At 41.1% G+C, this 21,102-nt stretch carries 23 protein-coding genes and 1 pseudogene; 10 read left to right on the top strand and 14 right to left on the bottom strand.

All coding sequences use genetic code 11. The annotated features are described in order from the left end of the window. Positions 1-141 precede the first annotated feature (141 nt). The 3 genes from ACSLBF_RS04440 (at position 142) to ACSLBF_RS04430 (ending at position 3,748) form a co-directional block, all read left to right on the top strand. On the top strand, positions 142-1,092 hold the full coding sequence (locus ACSLBF_RS04440) for an ABC transporter ATP-binding protein (protein WP_440055396.1): 951 nt from the start codon (positions 142-144) through the stop codon (positions 1,090-1,092). Then, positions 1,085-2,290: an ABC transporter permease gene (locus ACSLBF_RS04435; protein ID WP_440055395.1), complete on the top strand. Its 1,206-nt coding sequence runs from the start codon at positions 1,085-1,087 to the stop codon at positions 2,288-2,290. Before ACSLBF_RS04440 ends, ACSLBF_RS04435 begins: the two co-directional genes overlap by 8 nt. Positions 2,291-2,437: 147 nt before the next feature. Beyond that, the gene (locus ACSLBF_RS04430) at positions 2,438-3,748 is read left to right on the top strand and encodes an MFS transporter (RefSeq protein ID WP_440055394.1); all 1,311 of its coding nucleotides are present in this window, start codon (positions 2,438-2,440) and stop codon (positions 3,746-3,748) included. A gap of 94 nt (positions 3,749-3,842) precedes the next feature. On the opposite strand, the gene ACSLBF_RS04425 is transcribed toward ACSLBF_RS04430, so the two are convergent. Further along, positions 3,843-3,977 (bottom strand): hypothetical protein, encoded by a 135-nt coding sequence (locus ACSLBF_RS04425; RefSeq protein ID WP_440055393.1) that lies wholly within the window; start codon positions 3,975-3,977, stop codon positions 3,843-3,845. Between the two features lie 420 nt (positions 3,978-4,397). On the opposite strand from ACSLBF_RS04425, the pseudogene ACSLBF_RS04420 reads away from it, so the two are divergent. Next, a pseudogene (locus ACSLBF_RS04420) lies at positions 4,398-4,530 on the top strand (helix-turn-helix domain-containing protein); the annotation flags it as partial. 167 nt (positions 4,531-4,697) lie between these two features. On the opposite strand, the gene ACSLBF_RS04415 reads toward ACSLBF_RS04420, so the two are convergent. Both ACSLBF_RS04415 and ACSLBF_RS04410 read right to left on the bottom strand, forming a co-directional pair. Beyond that, positions 4,698-4,937, bottom strand: a complete 240-nt coding sequence (locus ACSLBF_RS04415) for a hypothetical protein (protein WP_440055392.1) — start codon at positions 4,935-4,937, stop codon at positions 4,698-4,700. Between the two features lie 129 nt (positions 4,938-5,066). Then, on the bottom strand, positions 5,067-7,937 hold the full coding sequence (locus ACSLBF_RS04410) for a M16 family metallopeptidase (protein ID WP_440055391.1): 2,871 nt from the start codon (positions 7,935-7,937) through the stop codon (positions 5,067-5,069). Between the two features lie 277 nt (positions 7,938-8,214). Between ACSLBF_RS04410 and ACSLBF_RS04405 the strand changes: the two genes are divergently transcribed. After that, complete coding sequence (locus ACSLBF_RS04405; RefSeq protein WP_440055390.1) at positions 8,215-9,171, top strand: methylenetetrahydrofolate reductase; 957 nt, start codon at positions 8,215-8,217, stop codon at positions 9,169-9,171. A gap of 101 nt (positions 9,172-9,272) precedes the next feature. Here the strand turns inward: ACSLBF_RS04405 and ACSLBF_RS04400 are convergent, their stop codons facing one another. From ACSLBF_RS04400 to folB, 3 genes are read right to left on the bottom strand one after another with little or no spacing between them, the layout of a single operon-like run. Then, on the bottom strand, positions 9,273-10,076 hold the full coding sequence (locus ACSLBF_RS04400; RefSeq protein WP_440055389.1) for an undecaprenyl-diphosphate phosphatase: 804 nt from the start codon (positions 10,074-10,076) through the stop codon (positions 9,273-9,275). Further along, positions 10,076-10,561 (bottom strand): 2-amino-4-hydroxy-6-hydroxymethyldihydropteridine diphosphokinase, encoded by a 486-nt coding sequence (folK, locus tag ACSLBF_RS04395; protein ID WP_440055388.1) that lies wholly within the window; start codon positions 10,559-10,561, stop codon positions 10,076-10,078. Before folK ends, ACSLBF_RS04400 begins: the two co-directional genes overlap by 1 nt. Before the next feature lie 4 nt (positions 10,562-10,565). Next, the gene (gene folB, locus ACSLBF_RS04390) at positions 10,566-10,916 is read right to left on the bottom strand and encodes a dihydroneopterin aldolase (RefSeq protein ID WP_440055387.1); all 351 of its coding nucleotides are present in this window, start codon (positions 10,914-10,916) and stop codon (positions 10,566-10,568) included. 107 nt (positions 10,917-11,023) lie between these two features. On the opposite strand from folB, the gene plsY reads away from it, so the two are divergent. After that, positions 11,024-11,620: a glycerol-3-phosphate 1-O-acyltransferase PlsY gene (plsY, locus tag ACSLBF_RS04385; protein ID WP_440055386.1), complete on the top strand. Its 597-nt coding sequence runs from the start codon at positions 11,024-11,026 to the stop codon at positions 11,618-11,620. Between the two features lie 10 nt (positions 11,621-11,630). On the opposite strand, the gene tsaD is transcribed toward plsY, so the two are convergent. The 3 genes from tsaD to ACSLBF_RS04370 all read right to left on the bottom strand — a co-directional run bounded on the left by tsaD (position 11,631) and on the right by ACSLBF_RS04370 (position 13,655). Beyond that, on the bottom strand, positions 11,631-12,644 hold the full coding sequence (gene tsaD, locus ACSLBF_RS04380) for a tRNA (adenosine(37)-N6)-threonylcarbamoyltransferase complex transferase subunit TsaD (protein WP_440055385.1): 1,014 nt from the start codon (positions 12,642-12,644) through the stop codon (positions 11,631-11,633). 89 nt (positions 12,645-12,733) lie between these two features. Beyond that, positions 12,734-13,327: a YjaG family protein gene (locus ACSLBF_RS04375; protein ID WP_440055384.1), complete on the bottom strand. Its 594-nt coding sequence runs from the start codon at positions 13,325-13,327 to the stop codon at positions 12,734-12,736. Then, positions 13,320-13,655, bottom strand: a complete 336-nt coding sequence (locus ACSLBF_RS04370) for a putative signal transducing protein (protein WP_440055383.1) — start codon at positions 13,653-13,655, stop codon at positions 13,320-13,322. Before ACSLBF_RS04370 ends, ACSLBF_RS04375 begins: the two co-directional genes overlap by 8 nt. 115 nt (positions 13,656-13,770) lie before the next feature. On the opposite strand from ACSLBF_RS04370, the gene ACSLBF_RS04365 reads away from it, so the two are divergent. The 3 genes from ACSLBF_RS04365 to ACSLBF_RS04355 all read left to right on the top strand — a co-directional run bounded on the left by ACSLBF_RS04365 (position 13,771) and on the right by ACSLBF_RS04355 (position 16,767). Then, positions 13,771-14,169, top strand: a complete 399-nt coding sequence (locus ACSLBF_RS04365; RefSeq protein ID WP_440055382.1) for a DUF2721 domain-containing protein — start codon at positions 13,771-13,773, stop codon at positions 14,167-14,169. A 58-nt stretch (positions 14,170-14,227) separates the two neighbouring features. Continuing rightward, on the top strand, positions 14,228-15,754 hold the full coding sequence (locus ACSLBF_RS04360; RefSeq protein ID WP_440055381.1) for a DUF3369 domain-containing protein: 1,527 nt from the start codon (positions 14,228-14,230) through the stop codon (positions 15,752-15,754). 107 nt (positions 15,755-15,861) lie between these two features. Then, complete coding sequence (locus ACSLBF_RS04355) at positions 15,862-16,767, top strand: LysR family transcriptional regulator (protein WP_440055380.1); 906 nt, start codon at positions 15,862-15,864, stop codon at positions 16,765-16,767. A 106-nt stretch (positions 16,768-16,873) separates the two neighbouring features. Here the strand turns inward: ACSLBF_RS04355 and ubiA are convergent, their stop codons facing one another. Both ubiA and ACSLBF_RS04345 read right to left on the bottom strand, forming a co-directional pair. Beyond that, positions 16,874-17,737, bottom strand: a complete 864-nt coding sequence (gene ubiA, locus ACSLBF_RS04350) for a 4-hydroxybenzoate octaprenyltransferase (protein WP_440055379.1) — start codon at positions 17,735-17,737, stop codon at positions 16,874-16,876. Next, a complete protein-coding gene (locus ACSLBF_RS04345) occupies positions 17,721-18,269 on the bottom strand; it encodes a chorismate--pyruvate lyase family protein (RefSeq protein ID WP_440055378.1) in 549 nt (182 codons plus the stop codon). The genes ubiA and ACSLBF_RS04345 overlap by 17 nt, the downstream gene beginning before the upstream one ends. 155 nt (positions 18,270-18,424) lie before the next feature. Between ACSLBF_RS04345 and ACSLBF_RS04340 the strand changes: the two genes are divergently transcribed. Continuing rightward, positions 18,425-18,820, top strand: coding sequence for a flagellar basal body-associated protein FliL (locus tag ACSLBF_RS04340; RefSeq protein ID WP_440055377.1), 396 nt, complete (start codon positions 18,425-18,427; stop codon positions 18,818-18,820). Between the two features lie 42 nt (positions 18,821-18,862). Here ACSLBF_RS04340 and glpG read toward each other — a convergent pair whose 3' ends face one another. From glpG to tdh, 3 genes are all read right to left on the bottom strand, one after another. Then, positions 18,863-19,672, bottom strand: coding sequence for a rhomboid family intramembrane serine protease GlpG (gene glpG, locus ACSLBF_RS04335; protein WP_440055376.1), 810 nt, complete (start codon positions 19,670-19,672; stop codon positions 18,863-18,865). Further along, positions 19,669-19,986 (bottom strand): thiosulfate sulfurtransferase GlpE, encoded by a 318-nt coding sequence (glpE, locus tag ACSLBF_RS04330; protein ID WP_440055375.1) that lies wholly within the window; start codon positions 19,984-19,986, stop codon positions 19,669-19,671. The genes glpG and glpE overlap by 4 nt, the downstream gene beginning before the upstream one ends. An 89-nt stretch (positions 19,987-20,075) precedes the next feature. Next, complete coding sequence (gene tdh / locus ACSLBF_RS04325; RefSeq protein ID WP_440055374.1) at positions 20,076-21,101, bottom strand: L-threonine 3-dehydrogenase; 1,026 nt, start codon at positions 21,099-21,101, stop codon at positions 20,076-20,078. Position 21,102: the final 1 nt, after the last annotated feature.

Raw genomic sequence — 21,102 nt, 5'->3', positions numbered from 1 at the left:
TACTCAAAAGTGTAGTACGAAAATTATATTAGGTTAAAAACACAGCTCAAGTTGATACATCTGGTTACTCATAGATGCTTGTCAAGGAATCCACCGTCCCCATATAATCAACTTAACTAAAATCACTGAAGTGACTGAAATATGGAAAATACAATAATTAATGTTTCAGACGCCTCCAAACACTACACGTCCGTATGTGCCGTCAACAAGTTAAGCTTCGCTATTCCTGAGGGAGAAATCTTTGCGCTTTTAGGTCCCAACGGCGCGGGTAAGTCATCATTGGTAAGAATGCTAGTTGGTTTTACTCAACCTGACCATGGACAAATTCAGGTCACCATTGATGGCGAAACTTTTGATTCAATCCCAAATACCAAGCTCGGTTATTTACCTGAAGACAGAGGCCTATATCCTGAGAAGTCGGTGCTTGACAACCTGTTGTATTTCTCAGCCCTAAGAGGTGTAGACAAAAAAACAGCCATCAAAGGGATTGATCATTGGTTAGCAAGACTGGATTTGAGCGAGACAAAAACCGCTAAGCTAAAGTCGCTCTCCAAAGGTAACCAACAGAAAGTACAGTTAATTTCAGCCGTTCTACACAAACCCAAAGTCGTCTTGCTCGATGAGCCTTTTTCAGGGTTAGACCCTGTCAACCAAGAAAAAGTAGTTTCGTTTTTAGCTGAATTAAAACAACAAGGCATGACGGTGATTTTAAGTGCTCACCAAATGGCAATGGTTGAAAAACTAGCTGACCGTATGCTGCTTATGAACAAAGGGCAGGCCATTTTTTATGGTTCTCTTGACGATATCAGACAACAGGCTGGTGGCGGAATAACTTTAAATATTGAATTTACGCAGCCATTAACTGAAGAAGCAGTTGCAAAGCATAGTCATATTAATATGACGCTGAATAAGCAAAAAACTAAAGTGAGCTGCCAACTCAGCGACAGTGCGGATTTAGCTCCCACACTCAATGCGCTCATGGCAATGGGTGAATTTAAAGACATCGACAGTAGAAGCTTGGATCTGCATCAATTATATCTCCAGGCGGTAGAGGAAGCTGGGCAACAAGACATGGAGACTACCTATGAATAAGTTACAGCAAATTAAGTTAGTCGCATTTTGGGAGTTTATGCAATTTTTTAAGTGGAAGCAGGAGCTTATCGGTAAAGGTATTATGCTCGCTATCGGTGTCTTTCTTTATTTGTGGCATAACTATGACTTTATCGCTGAAAAGCAGTACCAAATTCTAGCCACTGCAGACACTGAATTACAGGCAACCAGTTTGAGTAGCCCGTTCAAATTGGTCATTTCTGATGATACTGTTGCGGAATTAAAACAACGCTTACTAAACGACGAATCCATTGCGGGCGTATTGACTCTCAACTCACAAGCAAAAAGTGACAACGCATTAATCCTTTTAAGTGAAGGGAAAATGTCTTGGCAGCAGGATTTAGCAGCTCAGCTTCAAGCTGTTTATGCCGTGAAAGTAACCACACAATTGGGCCTAAGCGAAGAAAAATTGGCCTTGCTTAACCAGCCAGTGAATATCCTAAACGAGTACTTAGATCAGGACTTAAAGAGTAGCACTGATAGTTCTACATTTACTGCTACAGGGCTTCTTATTCTGCTGGGAATTGGGTTGTTCATGACTTTTGCTCAGATATTTGTATCAATTACCGGTGAGAAACAGCAACGAGTCACAGAACAGCTGTACTCGTGTATGGATGCGCAAACTTGGATAGATGGCAAGGTTATTGGACAAGTTTTGCACTCGATTAAAGCAATGGTTAGTACATTATTTACTATGTTAATTGCTATCGTTTTCACACAAGTTTTCTTAAAACAAAAAAGCATGGATCTGTCGATGATTGACTTCTCTATGCTTCCCGCCTTTCTTGTTTTTGCTATTTTGGGGCTATACATTTCGACTTCTTTTATGGCTGCTATCGCAGCGGCTGTGGATGACCCAAATCACAGTGGAAAAACCTCATTTATGTTTATCCCGATGTTACCTATCGTGATTGGATTTTTCCTGATGGATAGTCCAAGTGGTATCGCAATGGAAATTTTGAGCTATTTCCCGTTGACCGCCTTTGCCATTATGCCTTTGAAAATGTCTTTAATTGATGTGCCAATTTGGCAAGTCATAGTCGCATTATTAAGCACTCTTTTGGCTTGCTGGTACATTCGCGGTATAGCTGGCCGATTATTCAAGATGGGAATGATAATGTACGGCAAAGAGCCATCAATAATGCAAATGTTGAAATGGACGCTATACAAGTCAAATTAACCTTTCCATACGACTTGCTTTGGGCCTCAAGGCAAGTCGTATAACTTCCTCGCGATAGCGCATCAAGCTGTTTTAACTTGGTTTTATCGCTTTTCTCCCCTAACATTGGGCTATTGACAACATTTTTTGTACGGATCACATCCCGTAATGAAATCTTTTCCTTCGCTCTACTTTACTAATTTATTTTTAGTTGGTGGTACAGGCTTACTCACCACATATTTAGCACTATATCTTGGCCAACATGAAGTATCTACGTTTTGGATTGGGTTACTCACTTCTTGCTATTACCTTGGCCTTTTGATGGGCTCAAAGCTTGGATATCACCTAATCAAATCCGTTGGTCATATTCGCACTTTCGGCGCAACAACCGCCGTCGTTACCGCCTGTGTTGCCACTCATGGTATCAGCGACAATTTATATTTATGGCTTGTTCTTCGGTTAATAGTAGGACTCGGTATGATGTGTAACTATATGGTGTTAGAGAGCTGGCTCAATGAACAAGCAGCCCCCGAACAACGAGGGCGAGTATTTTCTTTTTACATGCTGACTTCCTACTTAGGCATGGTAACGGGTCAATTAACTTTATCTCACTTTCCAGAGCTTGGTTACGCACCACTATTTTTGATTTGTATTGCGCTGTCTATTGGGATAGTGCCCATTTCGATCACGCGTCGTATTCACCCCAAACCACTAAAGCCGATTCAAGTGAGTATTCTCAGTTATGTCAAAAAAGTACCACAATCACTCACCGCAGTACTGTTTGCTGGGATCATCAACGGCAGCTTTTATGGGTTAGCCCCAACTTTTGCCAGTCTGTCAGGATTCGATGCAGAACAAATTGCGCTGTACATGTCTGCAACGATATTTGCAGGTCTGTTGGCACAATGGCCGATGGGGGTTATCTCCGACAAAGTACGTAGAAGCATACTGTTACGTACTAATGCCATTGCAATAGGCATCATTTCATTATTTTTGTTTATTTTCCCAATAAGCCAGCCATTAAGTTTCGTGTTGACATTCTTGTTCGGCATTTTCGCTTTTACCTTATACCCACTTTCCTCGGCATTAGCTAATTCTCGTGTCGAAGATGGAGACCGAGTCGGTGTATCCAGTGCACTATTAGTGGCTTTTGGTGCTGGTGCGAGCTTGGGTTCAGCCGTTATTGCCCAATTCATGGAGATATTTGGTCACCAAGCTTTGTATGCATCTATTTCTGTGTTAACCATTTTTATGTTTTTAATCTTAACCAGAATTAACGCTAAACAAAAAGCTGAACAGCCTGAGCCTAGCGACTACATCGCTGGTACTTCAGATATAACTAGTTCACCACTGGCAGCAGCACTTGACCCAAGGATTGAAGAACAAACAGCACAAGAGCAGTTGTTGGTTGTTGAAGATGAATATGACGAAGAAGCCGATATTATTAAAGAGGAAAAACCAGAAAAGGAACCTGTATAGTCTGATACAAGATAAGCCCCTGATTAAAAATGGGGCTTATCTAACGTCACTTTTACCAATTACTGAGGAATTGGACAAAAAGTAAATTGACGACTTAGGGATGGTAGCTGTGACGGACAACCAGCATCGTTTGTTGCAGCATACCAAGGTAATCACCGCCAGAAAGGTGTGCACCGACACCACCTAAATTCGGTGTCATTTTTTGTGGCAATGCATTATTACTTTTCAAACCTTTTAAGCTTTTTTTATTTCAAGATAAATTATAAACACACCTTTTTCAAAACCAATTTAAATATAGGGAAACCTTTCCTGAAATCAAATTAGATAATTTATTTATAATGATAAACCTAGTAAGAAAAGCTTTCACCTGACATTACCGAATCAGCCAACCAACATTTAGTCGAAACTGGCTCAGCGGCGAGTATGAATTGGGAATTTTACTATTGGATCGCTTTTTATATATAGAAAGGATATGAGAGGACTAACTTTCAAAATGGTTATTTCCCACATACCCCGTAGAAAAATTAAAATACAAATAATAATCCTGATTTCAGATAATAAGTGCAACACTCATAGAAAGGTGTAGAAGAGGAAGCCAACAGCCAAAAGTGGTACGCTTTTCTCGCCAAAGAAACAAGCAATACTACATATGAGTTATCAGCAGTTGACCGAGAGGAGAAGATACCAGATTTCTACCCTTTTGGAACTGGGAATTTCAATTTCTGAGATTGCCAAAAAACTGCAGTGCCACTGCGCAACGGTGTATCGTGAGTTAAAAAGAAATCGAATACATGGGGATTATTGTCCTCAGAATGCTCAGTCAAGAATAAATAACCGCCCAAGAAAGTGTTTAGGGTTCAAGCAGCCAGCAGTTATATTTAAAGAATTTGCAATGGCCGCTTGATGTTAGAGAGTGTCGTACTTCGAAGTTGAATTCGGGATTTATTAATTAAATCCTTGGATCGTGGCACCCTCTAAATTGAGTACCACTGTAACAAAAGCTATTAGTTACACAGCCATAATACACATCTGTCCCACAAGCAACTGTTGTACAGTCTCTATCACAGGTGGTACCTCTTGTCTTCGCATCTCCAAAATACGCGCCACCTACATTCGGTGTCATTTGTTGTGGTAGTAATTTACTGTTACTCAAATCTTTTAAGCTTTTTTTATTTATTTTTAATTTCATTGTTTATTCTCCTTATAAAAACCAAAACAAATATAAAACAAAAGCAAAACAAAAATCAAATAAAAATACAACTTAAAATAAAATGGGAGAGCCAAGCCCTCCCATTGTTGATAAATACTGATTAAACAGTTACTTAAATAGCTTTTCCACATCAACCACTTTAACATTTGATTTTGGAATATTAAGCGGATAAGTAGAAATTAAGGTGTCTTCGTTTACTAACTCTTCTGGCTTTTCGGTGTTATAAACCATTGGCGAGACTTTTTCATTTGTAAGTCTGTCTGCCATATCTTTGCCATCACCAGTGATAAACACATAATGAATATTATCGGTTTGTAGATTTTCTCTAATTACGCGATTCACATCTTCGACAGTTAACGAAGCCAGTTGCTTTCTCACGTACTCTACAAAACTATCCGTATTATAGAACTGACTGTCTAATGCATAGCCTAACTGGCGATCTTGGCTAGCAACTAATTGAGGCACAAAGTTGGTCAAGAAGTTACGGGTCGCTTCAAAACTCTCTTTGCTCATGCCTTCTTTGATTAACTTTTCTAGCTCAAACTGCGCTACACGTGTAGCAAAATGTGCATCATTGTTCGAGCGTAGTGGCCGCAACCAAACTTGGAAAATTTGCTCACTACGACCCAAGTTTGCATCTGGTTTGGTCTGGAAACTACCGCGAGGGAAATATTCGATATACGCATAGTCACCATAGTTCATACCACGCACCTGGCGGATACGTTGATATAAATGGCTATTCGAACTTCTATGCTCACCAAAATAAGAACGCACTAACCACAGCGCAGCCCAGTCTTTATCGCTACGAATCGTATCGATTGGGAAGCCAAAAGATACCGCCGTAGACTTGGCACTTTTCTCAACAATCGTTGCGTGTAACCCCGTTAACTTAGGAGCGTCAGGTACATTCAGTCTCGACTCATCGCCCTTAGGTAAGGTCGCTAAATCAGCAAAGATTTGCTGTTTAAGTTTATCATCAAGAGCACCTGTGATACCGACATTCAGCTTCGCTTGTGTAAATTGAGATTGATAAAAAGCCTTAACATCTTCAATCGTCAACGCTTCAAGATCAGACAAATCACCAAAGTTATAACTTTCATAAGGGTGACCTTGATACAACTCATGGTAAAGCACCTCTTTCCCAAGCTCTTCATCATTAGAAGATCTCAATCCAGATTTAATACCATCAATAAGCTCTTTTTTAAGGCGTTTAAAGTCGTCTTCCCTAAAGCCAGGATTTAACAGTTGCTCACCAACCAATGCATACCATTTATCAGCATTATCTTTATGGACTCGACCTCTAAAAGAGATCATTTCTTTATCGATTTGATAACCGAAGCTACCAGCAATTGGATAAAGTGCTTTTTGAATTTCCTTGTAGGCTTTATTTTCACTGCCACCATTGGCTATCATCGCTGCTGTCAATGCTGCAACACCCTTTTTACCTTCAGGATCAGCTGCGGCACCGGTATAAAACAAGAAGTTGACGTCAACCAATGGTGAATCATTGCTGTTGTCTAACACGTTGAAAAAACGTTTTTTGGGCTTATTCATATCCGCAACTAAACCGTTTAAATCAACTTCTTGATCAAACCCTGCCACGGAATCCAATGCAGATAAAGTCACTGTTGTTCTGCTACTATCAACAAAATATTTATTTGCGATATCGCGAATATCTTCGGCTGTGATTTTATCGAAACTAGCATAAAGCTGGTTAATCACCTCAGGGTCACGCTCAAAATGCATGTAGCTGGCAAGCGTGGAAGCGATCGCTTGAGAAGAATCTAGACCATTCACAAAACTGTACTTCATGTTAGATTTAAGCGCCGCAAGTTTATCAGCATCAACCAATTCAGTACGCGCTTTTGCATAGGTATGGTTGATAGCATCACGAACCGTCACAAGGTCTGCTTCATTTTCCACTTTCACAAATACATGTAATAGCCCTGGATCTTTGGTCTCTGGGTTATAGGTAAACATTTGGCTGGCGATCTGTTTATCAACCACTAACTCTTGATAAAGCTCAGAGTTAGATGAAAAATATAGCTGTGAGATTAAATCCAGTGCCGCTCTGTCTTTTTTCTGTGGCTGCCACGCTGTGCCTTTGTAAGATACTAGTAGCCAATGACCTGGTAACCCTTCAAATTCCTCATGTACATATTTCGGTTCTTGCTGCTTAGGCTCAACAGGAATATCCGCTTTATAATCCCCTTTCTTCCATCCACCCCAATGCTTTTTAACCATTTCCATGGTGGCTTTAGGGTCAACATCACCGACAATCACCAAAGAAACATATTCTGGCTTGTAAAAGCGTTCAAAAAACAACTTACCGTATTCGCTCTGATCAGGCATGGCTTCGATATCTTTAAAGAATCCCATGGTAGTGTGTTTGTAAGTGTGCTTCTCAAACGCTTCTTTTCTAGCCGCGGCAAGCAATTTGCGAATTGGGCTTGCGTTATTCTTTAAATACTCACCTTTAACCGTTAGCGCTTCGGTTCGGAACTGCTCTTCACTGTATGTAAGATTTTGAAAGATATCAGCTTCAATTTCTAATACTTTATCAAGGTGCTGTTTTGAGAAATTTAAATGGTAATTGGTGTAGTCATTGATAGTATAAGCACGGTTATCAACACCTGAGTTTTTCAAAATGTCCGAGTAGACATCTTGCGGATATTTCTCTGACCCTTTAAACATCATGTGCTCAAAAAAGTGTGCAAAGCCAGTTTTTCCTTCCTCAACTTCGTTTCTTGAACCCACCGACACTGGAATTTGTAGTGAAACAACATCAGGGTAATTGGTTTTCACCACCATGACTCTAAGACCGTTATCTAGTTCTTCTAGTACGTAGTCTTGGGCAAAAACTTTGTTCGTTTGCTCAGCTACGGCTGGCACTGCCGTAGAGTGATTTGATTCTGTAGCTGCACAGCCCCCTAACGCGAAAGAGACTGCAATACTGGTTGCGAGTAATTTAAGTTTCATTATTGTTCCCAATTAAAATTCTATATTCCTGATGACATTACATCATCGAATTTACGTTTTGATTATGCCCAAAGCGAGCAGCAATCACTACAATTCGGGACGAAAAATCTAAAAATCCAGTTAAACACCTTATGTTCAATACTCATTAAAAACCACCACAACTTGAATAAAACTCATAGTCCTTGAAGATCTTTCAGTTAAAAACAACTATCTAGACGTCTAAATGGCTGCTATAGTTACCACCAGAAATCAAAGTTGGCTGTTGGGAATGAGGAACATGGCTTTAACGCTTCAAGAGAAAATCGTTGACCCGAACCAAGGGGTATATTTAATTGGTACAACACCACCTAAGCTGGACACCGATCCGGAAAAGCTAACGGCAATCGCAACCAAGTTATTGGACCGTTTACATCAAATTGAATATGACGGTGTCGTGATTTATGACATTCAAGATGAGAGCAGTCGTACTTCGGTGCCTCGCCCATTTCCCTTTAAGCACACGGTAGATCCCTGCGAGTACAGTCAGCTTATTCGTGATATCTCACATCTTGATGTGATCACCTATAAAAGTGTGGCACAACGTAACCGTGACGAGTTTTCTACGTGGCTTAGCGATACTAAAAAAGAATACAACTTGAATAACCTAGTACTTGTTGGCAGTCCCTCATCCAATGGGGAAGTAAAGCTGGCATTAAACGACGCCTACGAGGTTTTACAGCAGCATCATGAGGACTACTTTTTAGGTGGCGTCACCATTGCCGAAAGACATGCGAGTAAAGGCAATGAGCATCAAAGGCTGATGGGTAAAACAGCACAAGGCTGTGAGTTCTTTATCTCCCAAGCGGTCTATAATGCTCAGGCAACGATAGACTTAATCACGAGTTATGCACGGACCTGTAAACAGCAAGGCATTCAACCTAAACGTATCATTCTTACTTTCACACCTTGTGGTGGAGAAAAAACTTTGCAGTTTATGGAATGGTTAGGCATCTCAGTGCCAGAAGCCACAAAGTGGAGAATTTTAGACGCACAAAACAGCTTACGTGAGTCTATTCGTATTTGTAAAGAAAGCCTTGATCAGATATTAAAAAGCTGTGCCCAGCTGGACGTCCCATTAGGACTAAATATTGAAAGCTTAACCAACCGTAAAGAAGAAATAGACGCATCTATCAATTTGTACCGATTGCTCAAAGCAACCATGGAACTGAGCTTAGCAGAAAAGCAAATAGCCTAATCAAACTTGAAAATTGCCATAAATAAAGCCAGCTTAGTCGCTGGCTTCTTTAACTTAAGTCAGCATGCTGAAATACGCCGCATAACCTAAGCTTTGTTTAATTAACTGTAGGCCAAGTACGCAAACAGCGCGCCACCTAAGATCAGGCGATAGATCACGAACGGCATCATCCCCATCCGTTCAATCACTTTTAGGAAAAAGAAAATACAGGCATAAGCGGAGACAAAAGACAACGCAGCCCCCGTCAGCAATGCCTGCCAATCCACCAGTTCATCTCCCATCGCGAGTTCTAGAGTGTAGTACAAGCCCATCATTGAGATAACGGGGATTGCCATTAAAAACGAAAATCGCGCAGCACTTTTCTTGTCTAACCCTAACATTAACCCAGCAGTGATGGTTATTCCAGAGCGAGAAGTCCCCGGTATCACCGCGGTGATTTGCGCCAGCCCCAAAATTAATGCACTTTTCCAATTAAGTCCAAATACGTCTTTTACTTGTTTGGCTTTCACATCCGCGTACCACAACAATAACCCAAACAATACGGTAGTAGTTGCAATGACCCATGCATTTCGCAAGTAAAGCTGCACTATGTCTTTTAACACTGGTCCCAACAACACAAATGGGATCGTTGCAACAACAAGACACCAAGTGAGCTGGCTTTCTTTCGTGGCTTCGCCCTTGCCAAAAGATTTAAACCAAGCACCCAATAACACGACGATATCTTGTCTAAAGTAAATCACAACGGCAAGTAAAGTACCGACATGCACCGCAACATCAAATGCCAAACCTTGGTCCTGCCACCCTAATACTTGTGATGGCAATAACAAATGGGCAGAGCTCGAAATGGGTAGAAACTCAGAAAGCCCTTGGATCAAGGACAAAATAATTATTTCAATAAAACTCATTACAGAGAGAACTCCACTTTCCATAGTTTTTGTGAAGGGTTTTCGTAAGCTCGCCAAATATCAACAACTGGCAAATTAACAACCGGGTGAATAAAGTTTGGTGCTATTTCAGCTAAAGGTTGCAACACAAACGCATTTTTGGTTATTTCGTCACGTGGTAACTGTGCCGGTGAATTGCAAACTACCTGGTCGTAAAAAAGTAAATCTAAATCCAAAGTCCTCGGGCTAAATTTTTTCTCATCACTGCGTCTACCATGTTGGTACTCAATTGCTTTTAAAAGCTTGCACACAGCTTCCAAAGACAGTTCTGTTTGCGCGGCAAATACCGAGTTATAAAAGTTATTACCTTCAAAGCCCACTGATTCGCTCTCAAAAACACTAGAGTGAGAGTAGTTAGGAAAGTGTTCAATTAGACTAAGCAATCCGCTTCGCAAATTGTGTTGCTTATCGATATTTGTGCCTAAGCTGATGTAAATTTGTGCCATATCGTTACTTCTTTCTCACAATTTCAACGCCAACTGTTTGCGCCAACGGCACAGCTGCGGGCTTGCTTACCCTTATCATCACTTGCGAAACAGAAAACTCATCAAGGATAATTTCGGCCAGTTGCACCACTAACGTTTCTAGCAGCTCAACAGGCTTTTTTATCGTATGCTCAGTGATACGTTCACAGACTTTCGCGTAATCAACCGCTAAATTGATATCGTCTGTTTGTGCTGCGCGGCTAATATCGGTCAACATTTCCACATCAAAGTAAAGGCTTTGTTTACTTTCTTTTTCAAAGTCGTACACTCCTATTATGGTTTCGACGTGTAGTTGCGAGATATAGACTTTATCCATGCTGACTCCATGTATGTATACTTCTGGCCAACACCCAGAGCATTTTCATAGGGTGTGAGAGCCGCCGATCATAGCCCAAATAAACGCAAGAAAAAATAAGGAAAAGCGTGTTAATCAGTTTAATCTGCGTATGTGCCTATCTGCTGGGTTCTATTTCCTCAGCAATTCTCGTCTGTCGCATGTTTGGTTTACCCGATCCGCGTTTTAACGGCTCGAATAATCCGGGTGCCACCAATGTACTAAGGCTTGGTGGCAAGTTGCCGGCAGTGTTAGTGCTAGTTTTTGACATACTCAAAGGTACTATTCCTGTTTGGGGCGCTTATTTTCTTGGAATAGAACCTATTTGGCTCGGCGCAATTGCGGTATTTGCCTGCTTAGGACACATCTACCCAATATTTTTCCACTTCAATGGGGGCAAAGCCGTGGCGACTGCATTTGGTGCGTTATTGCCAATCGGATTATCTTTAGCGGGATTATTGATCACCACTTGGCTGGTGGTGTTATTACTCACTCGTTATTCTTCTCTCGCCGCGATTGTCGCAGTATCAGCTGCACCATTTTATACTTGGCTAATCAAACCGCTGTACACCATCCCAGTGAGTTTTTTAACAGTACTGATTATCATCAGGCACAGAGCAAATATTAAAAGGCTCCTAACCGGAAAGGAGCCTAAAGTGGGCAAAAAAAAGCAGAGTAATGATTAAAAAAACCTGGTTAGACTTTTTCTAAGCTATCTAACGGCCAGCGTGGTTGAGTTTTCATATCCAAAGGTGCATGTTGGCCTGCCTTTAAGCGCTGCATTCCTGCGTAGGCTATCATCGCACCATTGTCTGTACAGAACTCGGTTCTTGGATAATATACTTTACCTTTTAGCCCTTGCATCATGCGTTCAAGTTTTTGTCTAAGCTCCTTATTCGCACTCACGCCTCCAGCAATTACCAAACGATTAATCCCTGTTTCTTTTAATGCGCGTTTACATTTAATCGCTAAGGTATCTACGACTGCTGTTTGAAAGGCGTGAGCAATATCAGCCTTGGTTTGGAGATCATCACCTTCAGATCGAATGGTATTTGCAGCCGCGGTTTTTAAGCCGCTAAAGCTAAAATCAAGACCTGGGCGATCGGTCATCGGTCTTGGAAAAGTGAACCTGCCAGCCACACCATTTTCTGCCATTTTAGCTAGCATCGGACCTCCAGGATAATCTAAACCTAGCAGTTTGGCGGTTTTATCAAACGCTTCACCAGCCGCATCATCTACCGATTCACCGAGCACTTCGTATTCACCAATCCCCGAGACTTTAACCATCATTGTGTGACCGCCAGACACCAGCAACGCTACAAATGGAAAGTCAGGCTTATCTTCTTCTAGCATGGGTGCTAATAAATGCCCTTCCATATGATGCACTGCAACAGCTGGAATATTCCATCCAAAAGCTAATGAACGACCTATGGATGTACCAACTAACAGTGCACCGACAAGTCCAGGCCCAGCCGTATAGGCAATACCATCCAAAGATTCAGGACCACAGCCTGCTTGTGCAAAGGCAGCTTCAATCAGTGGGATCGTTTTACGTACGTGATCTCGTGAGGCAAGCTCAGGTACCACACCACCATAATCTGCGTGCACTTTTACCTGACTATAAAGCTGATGTGCTAGCAAGCCTTGCTCATCGTCATAGATAGCAATGCCCGTTTCATCACACGAAGATTCAATACCCAAAATACGCAAGTCGTTTCTCCAACACCTAAATTGCAGCGCGCAATTATACGAAATATTCTCTGTGCTCACCAGAGCAGACTGGTCAACCTGATTGTGAGTTAGTTTAGCTCTATTCCAATATTAGTTTGACCATCAGCAAGCGCTAGAGATTTCAACGCTTTAACGGATTCTGAGGTTACCCGCCCCATCGTCTCCACATGCTCGATCAGTTCAGCAAGCACTTCAATTTCATATTGCATTAACGGGTGCTCACGTACTTGCTGGTTATCCGGTAACACCTCTTCAGCCATGAGCAAAAATTCGATATATTTAGCAACAGTCGCTTGCGAGATTTTTGCAACGCTGACGAATTCGTGCTCATCTTTGGTCATTAACCCCTGTACCATCCCCAATAACGCGGTAGATACATCAATGGCAGGATATGTACCAAACATATCAAATTGGCTAAGCTCAGGTACATTAGGTTCAATTTTTTCTATTTGTTTCTCAAAGCTAATTTTGCTTTTTGGCACTAAGATCTTTTCCCAACATAGATCTAACGCGTTGCGTAAAACAGTTTGATCACCAAATCCAGTCGCGTCACTAAAGAGTTGATAATTTGGAAGCATTCGCTCCAAAATAGCCGCTGCCAAAGCCGCTTTTTGTAGAAAGTTTAGTTCTCTGATTCTTTGAAAGTTATTTGCTTTACTCATGCCTTGTTCCACATTGCCAGCACACTTCAAACGCCGGGCCGTTTGCTTCACCACATTGATCACAATACCAATCGTTGCAGTATTGTGACTGGTGCTTCATTTGCTGGTAGTTTACCAATATTTGCTTCGCCTCGGGTAACTTTATTGCGTAAACCATGATACTAATGGCAGCCTGTTCGAATGGGATTTCTCCGAGTGCACCTTGTAACGCCTCACCTTGCAAGCGGACCGCTATTTTTTCCCTTTCTAATAATCCCTTAACTAGGTGTGCTTCTAGCGGGTTTTCTGCTTGAAACAATAATACCCAATTAAATAGCTTTTCCTTCATATTATACCTACATTACTAAGCTCATAAGCAAATCCAATTCCAATGCTACTTCTTTTGAATACCCTAGATACACTATACTCTGTTTTGACTATCAGATTGGAATATATTGAAAATTATGACTCTTACCACGCCCGCTTTACTATTCCCGGCAATATCTTTGCTACTACTAGCCTACACAAACCGATTTTTGGTTCTTGCGCAATTGATCCGGGAGCTAAATGCGAGAGAAGGCGAGACAATTAGGCCTTTAGTGAAAGCGCAAATCGATAACTTAAGAAAAAGGCTTCGATTAATTCGTAGAATGCAGGTTTGGGGTGTTATCGCTTTTTTGCTTTGTACCTTGTCAATGTTCGCGCTGTTTATCGCTTTTGAAAAAATAGGAATAGCCTTATTTGGTGGTAGCTTATTTAGTTTAACTATGTCTCTTGTTTTGTCTTTATATGAAATCCACATTTCCTGCGATGCCATTGAACTAGAGCTGCAAAATATTGAGAAAAAGCCAACACAGAATTAGCACCCACAAAACTCATGTCTATACTAAAAATTAGATTAGTGAGTAATAGGTGAAACCAGTGAGTGACTTTTTGTTTTCTGACGAGTCTGTTGATTCTACTCAGCCAATTCAAAATCTAAATCACTTTTGGGATATTTTGATTGTTGATGATGAAGAAGACATTCATCAGGTGACCAAACTGGTGCTCTCTGGATTTAAGTTTGAGGATCGAACACTACGTTTCCATCACGCATACTCAGGTAAAGAAGCCAAAGAACTCCTCAAAGAAAACAATAATATTTCGGTTGGGCTTATAGATGTCGTAATGGAAACTAATCATGCTGGCCTAGAATTGATCAGGTATATCCGAGAAGATCTAAACAACTATGATATTCGTTTAGTGCTGCGCACAGGACAGCCAGGTGAAGCCCCCGAAGAATCAGTGATCAGAGACTATGATATTAATGACTATAAAAATAAAACTGAGTTGACGGCCGTCAAACTTAAAACCTTACTTTACTCTGCCTTAAGGGCGCACCGAGACATACAAATTATTGAAAAACACAAGAAAGGCCTTGAGCGCATTATTGATGCGTCTTCTAATTTTTTACGTTGTGACAATATACAGGATTTTGCATCAACGATATTATGTCATGTCTCGTCTGTTATGGGGTTGTCAGACACCGAAATTTATTGTGCAGCGGCAGTCCATCATGAGCGACAAGAAGCCACCCAGTTTAAATTGTTAGCGGCTTCTGGAGAAGGCGTAGAGCCCAAGCAAGAAGCAATTCCTGCAGAAGTACAACAACTGTTTATTGAATCACACAATCGTAAGTGTACGATTAAAACAAAAAACGAATATATCGGTTATTTTACTTCACGAGAAGGCTCTGAAACGATGTTGTATGTAAGCAAAAACTCAGAGCTACAAAGCATGGATTTCCAGTTGTTGGAGTTTTTTGCCAACAATATTGCGCTAGCTTATGACAACTTAAAGCTACGAGAAACTGTAAAAGACTCTCAAAAAGAGTTGTCTTATATTCTTGGCGAAGCCGTTGAAAAACGCTCTAAAGAAACAGGCTCCCATGTTAAGCGAGTCGCTCATTATAGTATGTTACTCGCAGAGCTCTATGGACTTTCCCATTATCAAGCAGAGATAATAAAACTCGCGTCACCGCTGCATGATATCGGAAAAATTAGTATTCCTGACCGAATATTGAATAAGCCAGGAACATTAACTGACGAAGAGTGGCGTGTAATGCAAACCCATGCAGAGCAAGGTTATGAGATCTTGAAAAAATCAACAAACGAAATATTGCAATGCGGTGCAAAAATTGCACATCAACATCATGAAAAATGGGATGGCAGTGGTTACCCGCAAGGCTTAGCTGGTGAAAAAATAGATATAGTTGGTCGGATCACAGCATTAGCAGATGTGTTTGATGCACTTGGTAGCTCAAGGTGTTATAAAACTGCATGGCCTCTAGAAAAAACGTTAGAATTGCTAAAAGCTGAGCGAGGAAAGCATTTTGATCCGAAGCTCGTTGACCTTTTCCTAAATAATCTAGACAGGTTTATTGAGATCCGCGATAAATATCCTGACTGATTTTGTAATCAGAATGTAAAATATTCACTTTCTTTTTCATTTTGCATGTATTACTATTAGGGAAAGACGTTACAATCGTGTTTTAGTGGAAATAAAAGGAATTTCACATGAGATTTGAACAACTCGAACAATTCGTTGCACTTGGCAACTTAAGACATTTCAGACAAGCAGCTGAACAGACTCAGATTAGTACCTCAGCATTAACGCGAAGCATACAAACTCTTGAAGAAGAGATTGGCTGTGAACTAGTCAAGCGTTCAACTCGTTCTGTAAAGTTAACCGAGCAAGGCGAACTGTTTTTAAAATATTGCAAAACAACGCTATCAGAGCTTGATTTGACTAAAAAAACTATCAAGCAAAGTTTGTTTGGTCGTGACAATCAAAAGCTTATTGTTGGTTATACATCACAAGCAAGCAGCATCGTTCCACTATCGTGTGGACAATTCTTAGCTCAGCATCCTAATGTAAAAATTGAGATGCAACTTCAAGATGAAAATGAGTTAACCAGAAAGCTGCAACTTGGCGAAATTGACATTAGTGTATATTTGCAAACCGCAAATAATATCGTCAGCGATATTCACCTTCCAGATCAACTGGTGTTGTTTGTAGCAAAACACCACCCTCTAGCAACTAAAGACAGCTTCCGCAAAGAAGAACTAGCTAACTTCCCTATGTACGGATGCTTTTCGCAGTCAAAACAGGTCCAAAGTATGCTCAATGAAGTGGTTGATTCATTGAATAAAACGACTAGTGTGAAAATTGGCAATATTGAACAGGTTATTGAAGGCTTAAAAAATACCAGTAGCTTTGCCATCGCGAGTATTGAGCATTCAAAAACGATTGCTCAGGACCCTAGTTTGGTTTTACTTAAAACCAATAAAGCAATGGATCAAGAGCAAGTTGTCGTGCAAACCAATCACCAAATTGGCTCTGATCCACATATTTCAGAGTTACTAGCCATGATTGAGCAAACCGCATCTAGCAATAAGCCAAGTATGGTTTACTCTGGTTAATCTACCTTAGGTAGCTAGGAAGCTAGCTACCTAAGATTTGAATGAGTGTTTAATTGGTATATGGCCATTAAACATTGTTGAGCAAACTCACCTTTAACTGCTGAAGTTAACTAGCTATTTCACCCAAAACAACACCGATGAACAGCACCAAACCTACATAGTTATTATTTAAAAATGCCTTGAAACAAGCTTCTCTCTGACGGGCTTTTATCGCAACTTGCTGATACACGAGTAACCCGACAGCTATTACAATTGCTACCCAATAACAATAGTTCAATTGTAACTCAACACCGACCCATGACATCATCGCGATAAAGGCAATGTTCAATAGCGCAATAATGTGCCTATCCCATTGTGCAAATAAAATTGCCGTTGATTTAACGCCAATTTTTACATCATCATCTCTGTCCACCATGGCATACATAGTGTCATAAGCAACCGTCCATAACAGATTTGCAACGAACAAAACCCAGGCTAGAAGTGGCACCTCAGCTCGTGTAGCCATAAAAGTCATTGGAATGGACCAACTGAATGCAGCACCCAATACCACTTGCGGTAAATGCGTATAGCGCTTCATAAACGGGTAGATAGAAGCGAGTAATAATGCTCCGAATGAAAGAAGCAAGGTTTGCCAGTTCAAAAACAGCACCAGTACAAATGCCAACATTATTAATGTAAAAAACAACAGCAAAGCTTCTTTACTAGTTACGACTCCCCGCGCAAGAGGTCTGTGCGCCGTACGTTTGACTTTTCCATCAACTTTTCTGTCAGCAAAGTCATTAATAACGCATCCCGCACTGCGCATCACAAACACACCCAATGAAAAAATGACTAACAAATGCCAAGCAGGAAAACCCTCTGCAGCTAACCATAACGACCATAATGTCGGCCACAATAGCAACAAAGTGCCGATAGGTTTGTCCAATCGCATCAGTTGTGTATAGGCATCCCACTTAGCAGTTAATTGCATTATTGGGCTCCGAGATAAACGTTTCGCAAACCAAGATTTTCGCAGCTGCTTTTTTAAACCAGCTCCGTCTTGAAGTTAGCTGTTTCAATTGTGGTGCAAGCCTAATTTGATTTTGTGTATCGTTAGACACATTATCAACCTCAATACTTGCAAACTCCAGAGGTCCTCGACGCCAGCTATTATCATTGAAAAGTAGTTCACCCAATGGCATATCCCCTATTTGACCTATGCCTTCAGCCTGCGCTTCAGCATTTAACCAGCTTTGAGCAAATACAAACGGCTTATCATTACAATACAGAATCACCTCTCTACACCAAATTTGTGGCTTATTATCAAACGTTTCAAGTAAGGCCTCCGGTGTATCACACAACTGATTAAACTGTACCTTTACCGCAAAATGTTCAAAGTGGCTTTTGAGCTTAGCGGTTAACGAATTTGATTCAAAGATAAAAGGCGAAATAGCAGAACTCACTTTCACTGCTGCGGAGTTGTTATGCCAAGAAAGGGTCAAAGGTAGTTGCTGAGGCGACAAAGTATATTTCCACTAATAAAAACCAACCACATGATAACAAAGCTACTGTCATCAAAAAAGTTTATGTTTCGGCTTTGTCGAGCCTGTTAATGCATGGTAATTGCGTATAAACTTAATAAAAATTACGAATTCGATAACGGGAAGACGAATATATCATGAAAATGATAGCGTTAGCGCTTACCATAAGCTTACTGCTGTGCTCTGCTCTGCCAACTCGAGCTGAATCTTCTATCGGATACTATGGCTTCGAACCAGATATCATTACAAACTATATCGGGCAGTCCAGTAAAAAACTGGGTTATGTGCGTGTGACCGTAGATTTGATGATTAACGACGTTTCTAATATTGCTGTTGTTGAACATCATACCCCATTACTTCGAGATGCTATTGTACAGATCCTTAGTAAAGAACCGGAAGAAGCTATTAAGTCTTTGACAGGTAGAGAAGAAATTAGAAAGCGCTGCACTGAACGGCTGAAAACCTTGTTAAAAGAGGAAACCGGGCAAGAAATCGTTAGAGATGTTTTGTTTACAAAATACCTATACCATTAACAGGCACGTTATCGCCTCTCAGTTTGGCGATAACAACTTGCTCTAAACTCTACTTTTCCACAGTAATCCGAGTAACATTCCTGACAAAAGACCAAACAAATGCGCCCAGTTCGCCATACTGATAAAAAACATATCCGTAAAGCCAAAAATCATCCAAATCAGCATAAAGCCAACGATGGGCTTTGATACCAAAGGCTCGATTAATGAGTTTTTATGGCTGTAAAGCCAGCAAAAACCCAATAGTCCGTATACGACTCCACTCAAACCGCCAAAGTTCGCATCTACAAACCAAAACTGCATCAAGTTACTACTAATACCGCTAAATAAATAGACTGACAATACAGCATTAAAGCCCACCTTTTGTGATATTTTTTCACCGAGAAACAGCCACCAAGACAAGTTAAAAATAAGATGGATAGCACTAAAGTGTAGCAGGGTTGGCGTGAGCCAAGTCCAAGGACGCTCTAACTGAAATTTTAAGTAACCGAAAACACTTTCTGCATGACCAAACACCATACTAGCAAAAATGCAAATACTGCTGGCAAACACAGCCTGTAACAACCAATTTAACTGTGAAAATCGCCGTATCAGATTAAGGTTTTGACCTGAATAACTAAACAGTTTTTGCGTACTACCGGTTTGCCAAGAGGCTGCTTGATATTTTTGGGCATGCGGCTGGTGTTCAAACTCAGCCCACAAAGTCGAAGCTCGCTCAACGTTACCTTGTTTCAGCCACACTTCAACATGACGACCATCAACACTTTTTAGTACGCAATGAATGCCTTGCGCTTTCATGTAATCGACCGCACCTTGAGCTAACCGAGCATCAGGATAATGAGCAATTAGCTTCAACGCGCAACATCATCCGGCAATTGAGCTGCCCACTGAGTAAAGCCACCATCCATGCTGTACACTTCCTCAAAGCCTTGTTCAACCAAGTAATTAGCAGCTCCCTGTGAGGATATTCCATGGTAACAAACGACCACAATGGGTTGATCAAACTCTTTTTCCATCATAAATTGCGCGATATTTTCGTTAGAAAGTGGCTCTGCACCAGGAATATGACCCTGAGAAAATGAGTTGGCATCTCGGATATCTGCAATAACCGCCTTACCTTCATCAATAAGCGCCTTTGTCTGTGTAACCGAAATATGTTTAAACGACATAATAATCCTAAATAAGAGTCACAATAATGTGAGTCAAAAAACAATAAGGCGGCCAACGCCGCCCCATTTTACTATTGCGTTGAACGCTGCTATTCCCAGTTTAAAATGACTTTTCCAGATTGACCAGAAATCATCGTATCAAAGCCGGTTTGGAACTCATCAATATGGAATTGATGGGTAATGATTGGGTTTAGATCCAAGCCTGATTGGATCAAGCTCGCCATTTTGTACCAAGTTTCAAACATTTCGCGGCCATAAATCCCTTTGATCACTAGGCCTTTGAAAATGACTTGATTCCAATCAACTGCCATATCGCTCGGTGGAATACCTAACATGGCAATTTTACCGCCATGATTCATATTGTTAAGCATGCTATTGAAAGCCGATGGCACGCCCGACATCTCAAGGCCAACATCAAAGCCCTCAGTCATGCCAAGCTCTTTCATTACGGTTTCTAGGCTTTCTGATGCCACGTTTACCGCACGTGTCGCACCCATTTTACGCGCTAACTCCAAGCGATATTCATTCACATCGGTAATAACCACATGACGCGCACCGACGTGTTTTGCAACCGCAGCAGCCATAATGCCAATCGGGCCCGCTCCTGTGATCAGCACATCCTCACCCACCAAGTCAAACGACAAGGCGGTATGTACTGCGTTACCAAATGGGTCAAAGATAGAGGCTAAATCGTCAGAAATGTTGTCTGGGATTTTAAAGGCGTTAAATGCCGGTATCACCAAATATTCAGCAAATGAGCCTTCGCGGTTTACCCCAACACCTGTAGTGTTGCGACATAGATGTACGCGACCAGCTCGACAGTTACGACAATGTCCACAGGTGATGTGGCCTTCGCCTGATACGCGGTCGCCGACCTTGAAGCCTCTTACTTCTTGACCCATATCGACCACTTCACCAACATATTCGTGACCCACGACCATAGGTGTTGGAATGGTATTTTGTGCCCACTCATCCCATTTGTAAATGTGTACGTCTGTACCACAAATTGCTGTTTTACGGATTTTGATCAAAAGATCGTTGTGCCCGACTTCCGGTTTTGGCACGTCCGTCATCCAAATTCCTTCTTCAGCTTTCAACTTGGATAATGCTTTCATA

The sequence above is a fragment of the Pseudoalteromonas sp. T1lg65 genome, assembly GCF_051930985.1.
Taxonomy (GTDB): domain Bacteria; phylum Pseudomonadota; class Gammaproteobacteria; order Enterobacterales; family Alteromonadaceae; genus Pseudoalteromonas.
Note: the sequence above shows the minus strand (reverse complement) of the source record. Positions and strands in the feature narration are given on the sequence as shown.

Bases quoted from the DNA above. Each gene is read 5' to 3' on its own strand.
- ACSLBF_RS04440 (WP_440055396.1), top strand. From the start codon at position 142: ATGGAAAATACAATAATTAATGTTTCAGACGCCTCCAAACACTACACG.
- ACSLBF_RS04435 (WP_440055395.1), top strand. From the start codon at position 1,085: ATGAATAAGTTACAGCAAATTAAGTTAGTCGCATTTTGGGAGTTTATG.
- ACSLBF_RS04430 (WP_440055394.1), top strand. From the start codon at position 2,438: ATGAAATCTTTTCCTTCGCTCTACTTTACTAATTTATTTTTAGTTGGT.
- ACSLBF_RS04415 (WP_440055392.1), bottom strand. From the start codon at position 4,937: ATGAAATTAAAAATAAATAAAAAAAGCTTAAAAGATTTGAGTAACAGT.
- ACSLBF_RS04410 (WP_440055391.1), bottom strand. From the start codon at position 7,937: ATGAAACTTAAATTACTCGCAACCAGTATTGCAGTCTCTTTCGCGTTA.
- ACSLBF_RS04405 (WP_440055390.1), top strand. From the start codon at position 8,215: ATGGCTTTAACGCTTCAAGAGAAAATCGTTGACCCGAACCAAGGGGTA.
- ACSLBF_RS04400 (WP_440055389.1), bottom strand. From the start codon at position 10,076: ATGAGTTTTATTGAAATAATTATTTTGTCCTTGATCCAAGGGCTTTCT.
- folK (WP_440055388.1), bottom strand. From the start codon at position 10,561: ATGGCACAAATTTACATCAGCTTAGGCACAAATATCGATAAGCAACAC.
- folB (WP_440055387.1), bottom strand. From the start codon at position 10,916: ATGGATAAAGTCTATATCTCGCAACTACACGTCGAAACCATAATAGGA.
- ACSLBF_RS04375 (WP_440055384.1), bottom strand. From the start codon at position 13,327: ATGAGTAAAGCAAATAACTTTCAAAGAATCAGAGAACTAAACTTTCTA.
- ACSLBF_RS04370 (WP_440055383.1), bottom strand. From the start codon at position 13,655: ATGAAGGAAAAGCTATTTAATTGGGTATTATTGTTTCAAGCAGAAAAC.
- ACSLBF_RS04365 (WP_440055382.1), top strand. From the start codon at position 13,771: ATGACTCTTACCACGCCCGCTTTACTATTCCCGGCAATATCTTTGCTA.
- ACSLBF_RS04355 (WP_440055380.1), top strand. From the start codon at position 15,862: ATGAGATTTGAACAACTCGAACAATTCGTTGCACTTGGCAACTTAAGA.
- ubiA (WP_440055379.1), bottom strand. From the start codon at position 17,737: ATGCAATTAACTGCTAAGTGGGATGCCTATACACAACTGATGCGATTG.
- ACSLBF_RS04340 (WP_440055377.1), top strand. From the start codon at position 18,425: ATGAAAATGATAGCGTTAGCGCTTACCATAAGCTTACTGCTGTGCTCT.
- glpE (WP_440055375.1), bottom strand. From the start codon at position 19,986: ATGTCGTTTAAACATATTTCGGTTACACAGACAAAGGCGCTTATTGAT.
- tdh (WP_440055374.1), bottom strand. From the start codon at position 21,101: ATGAAAGCATTATCCAAGTTGAAAGCTGAAGAAGGAATTTGGATGACG.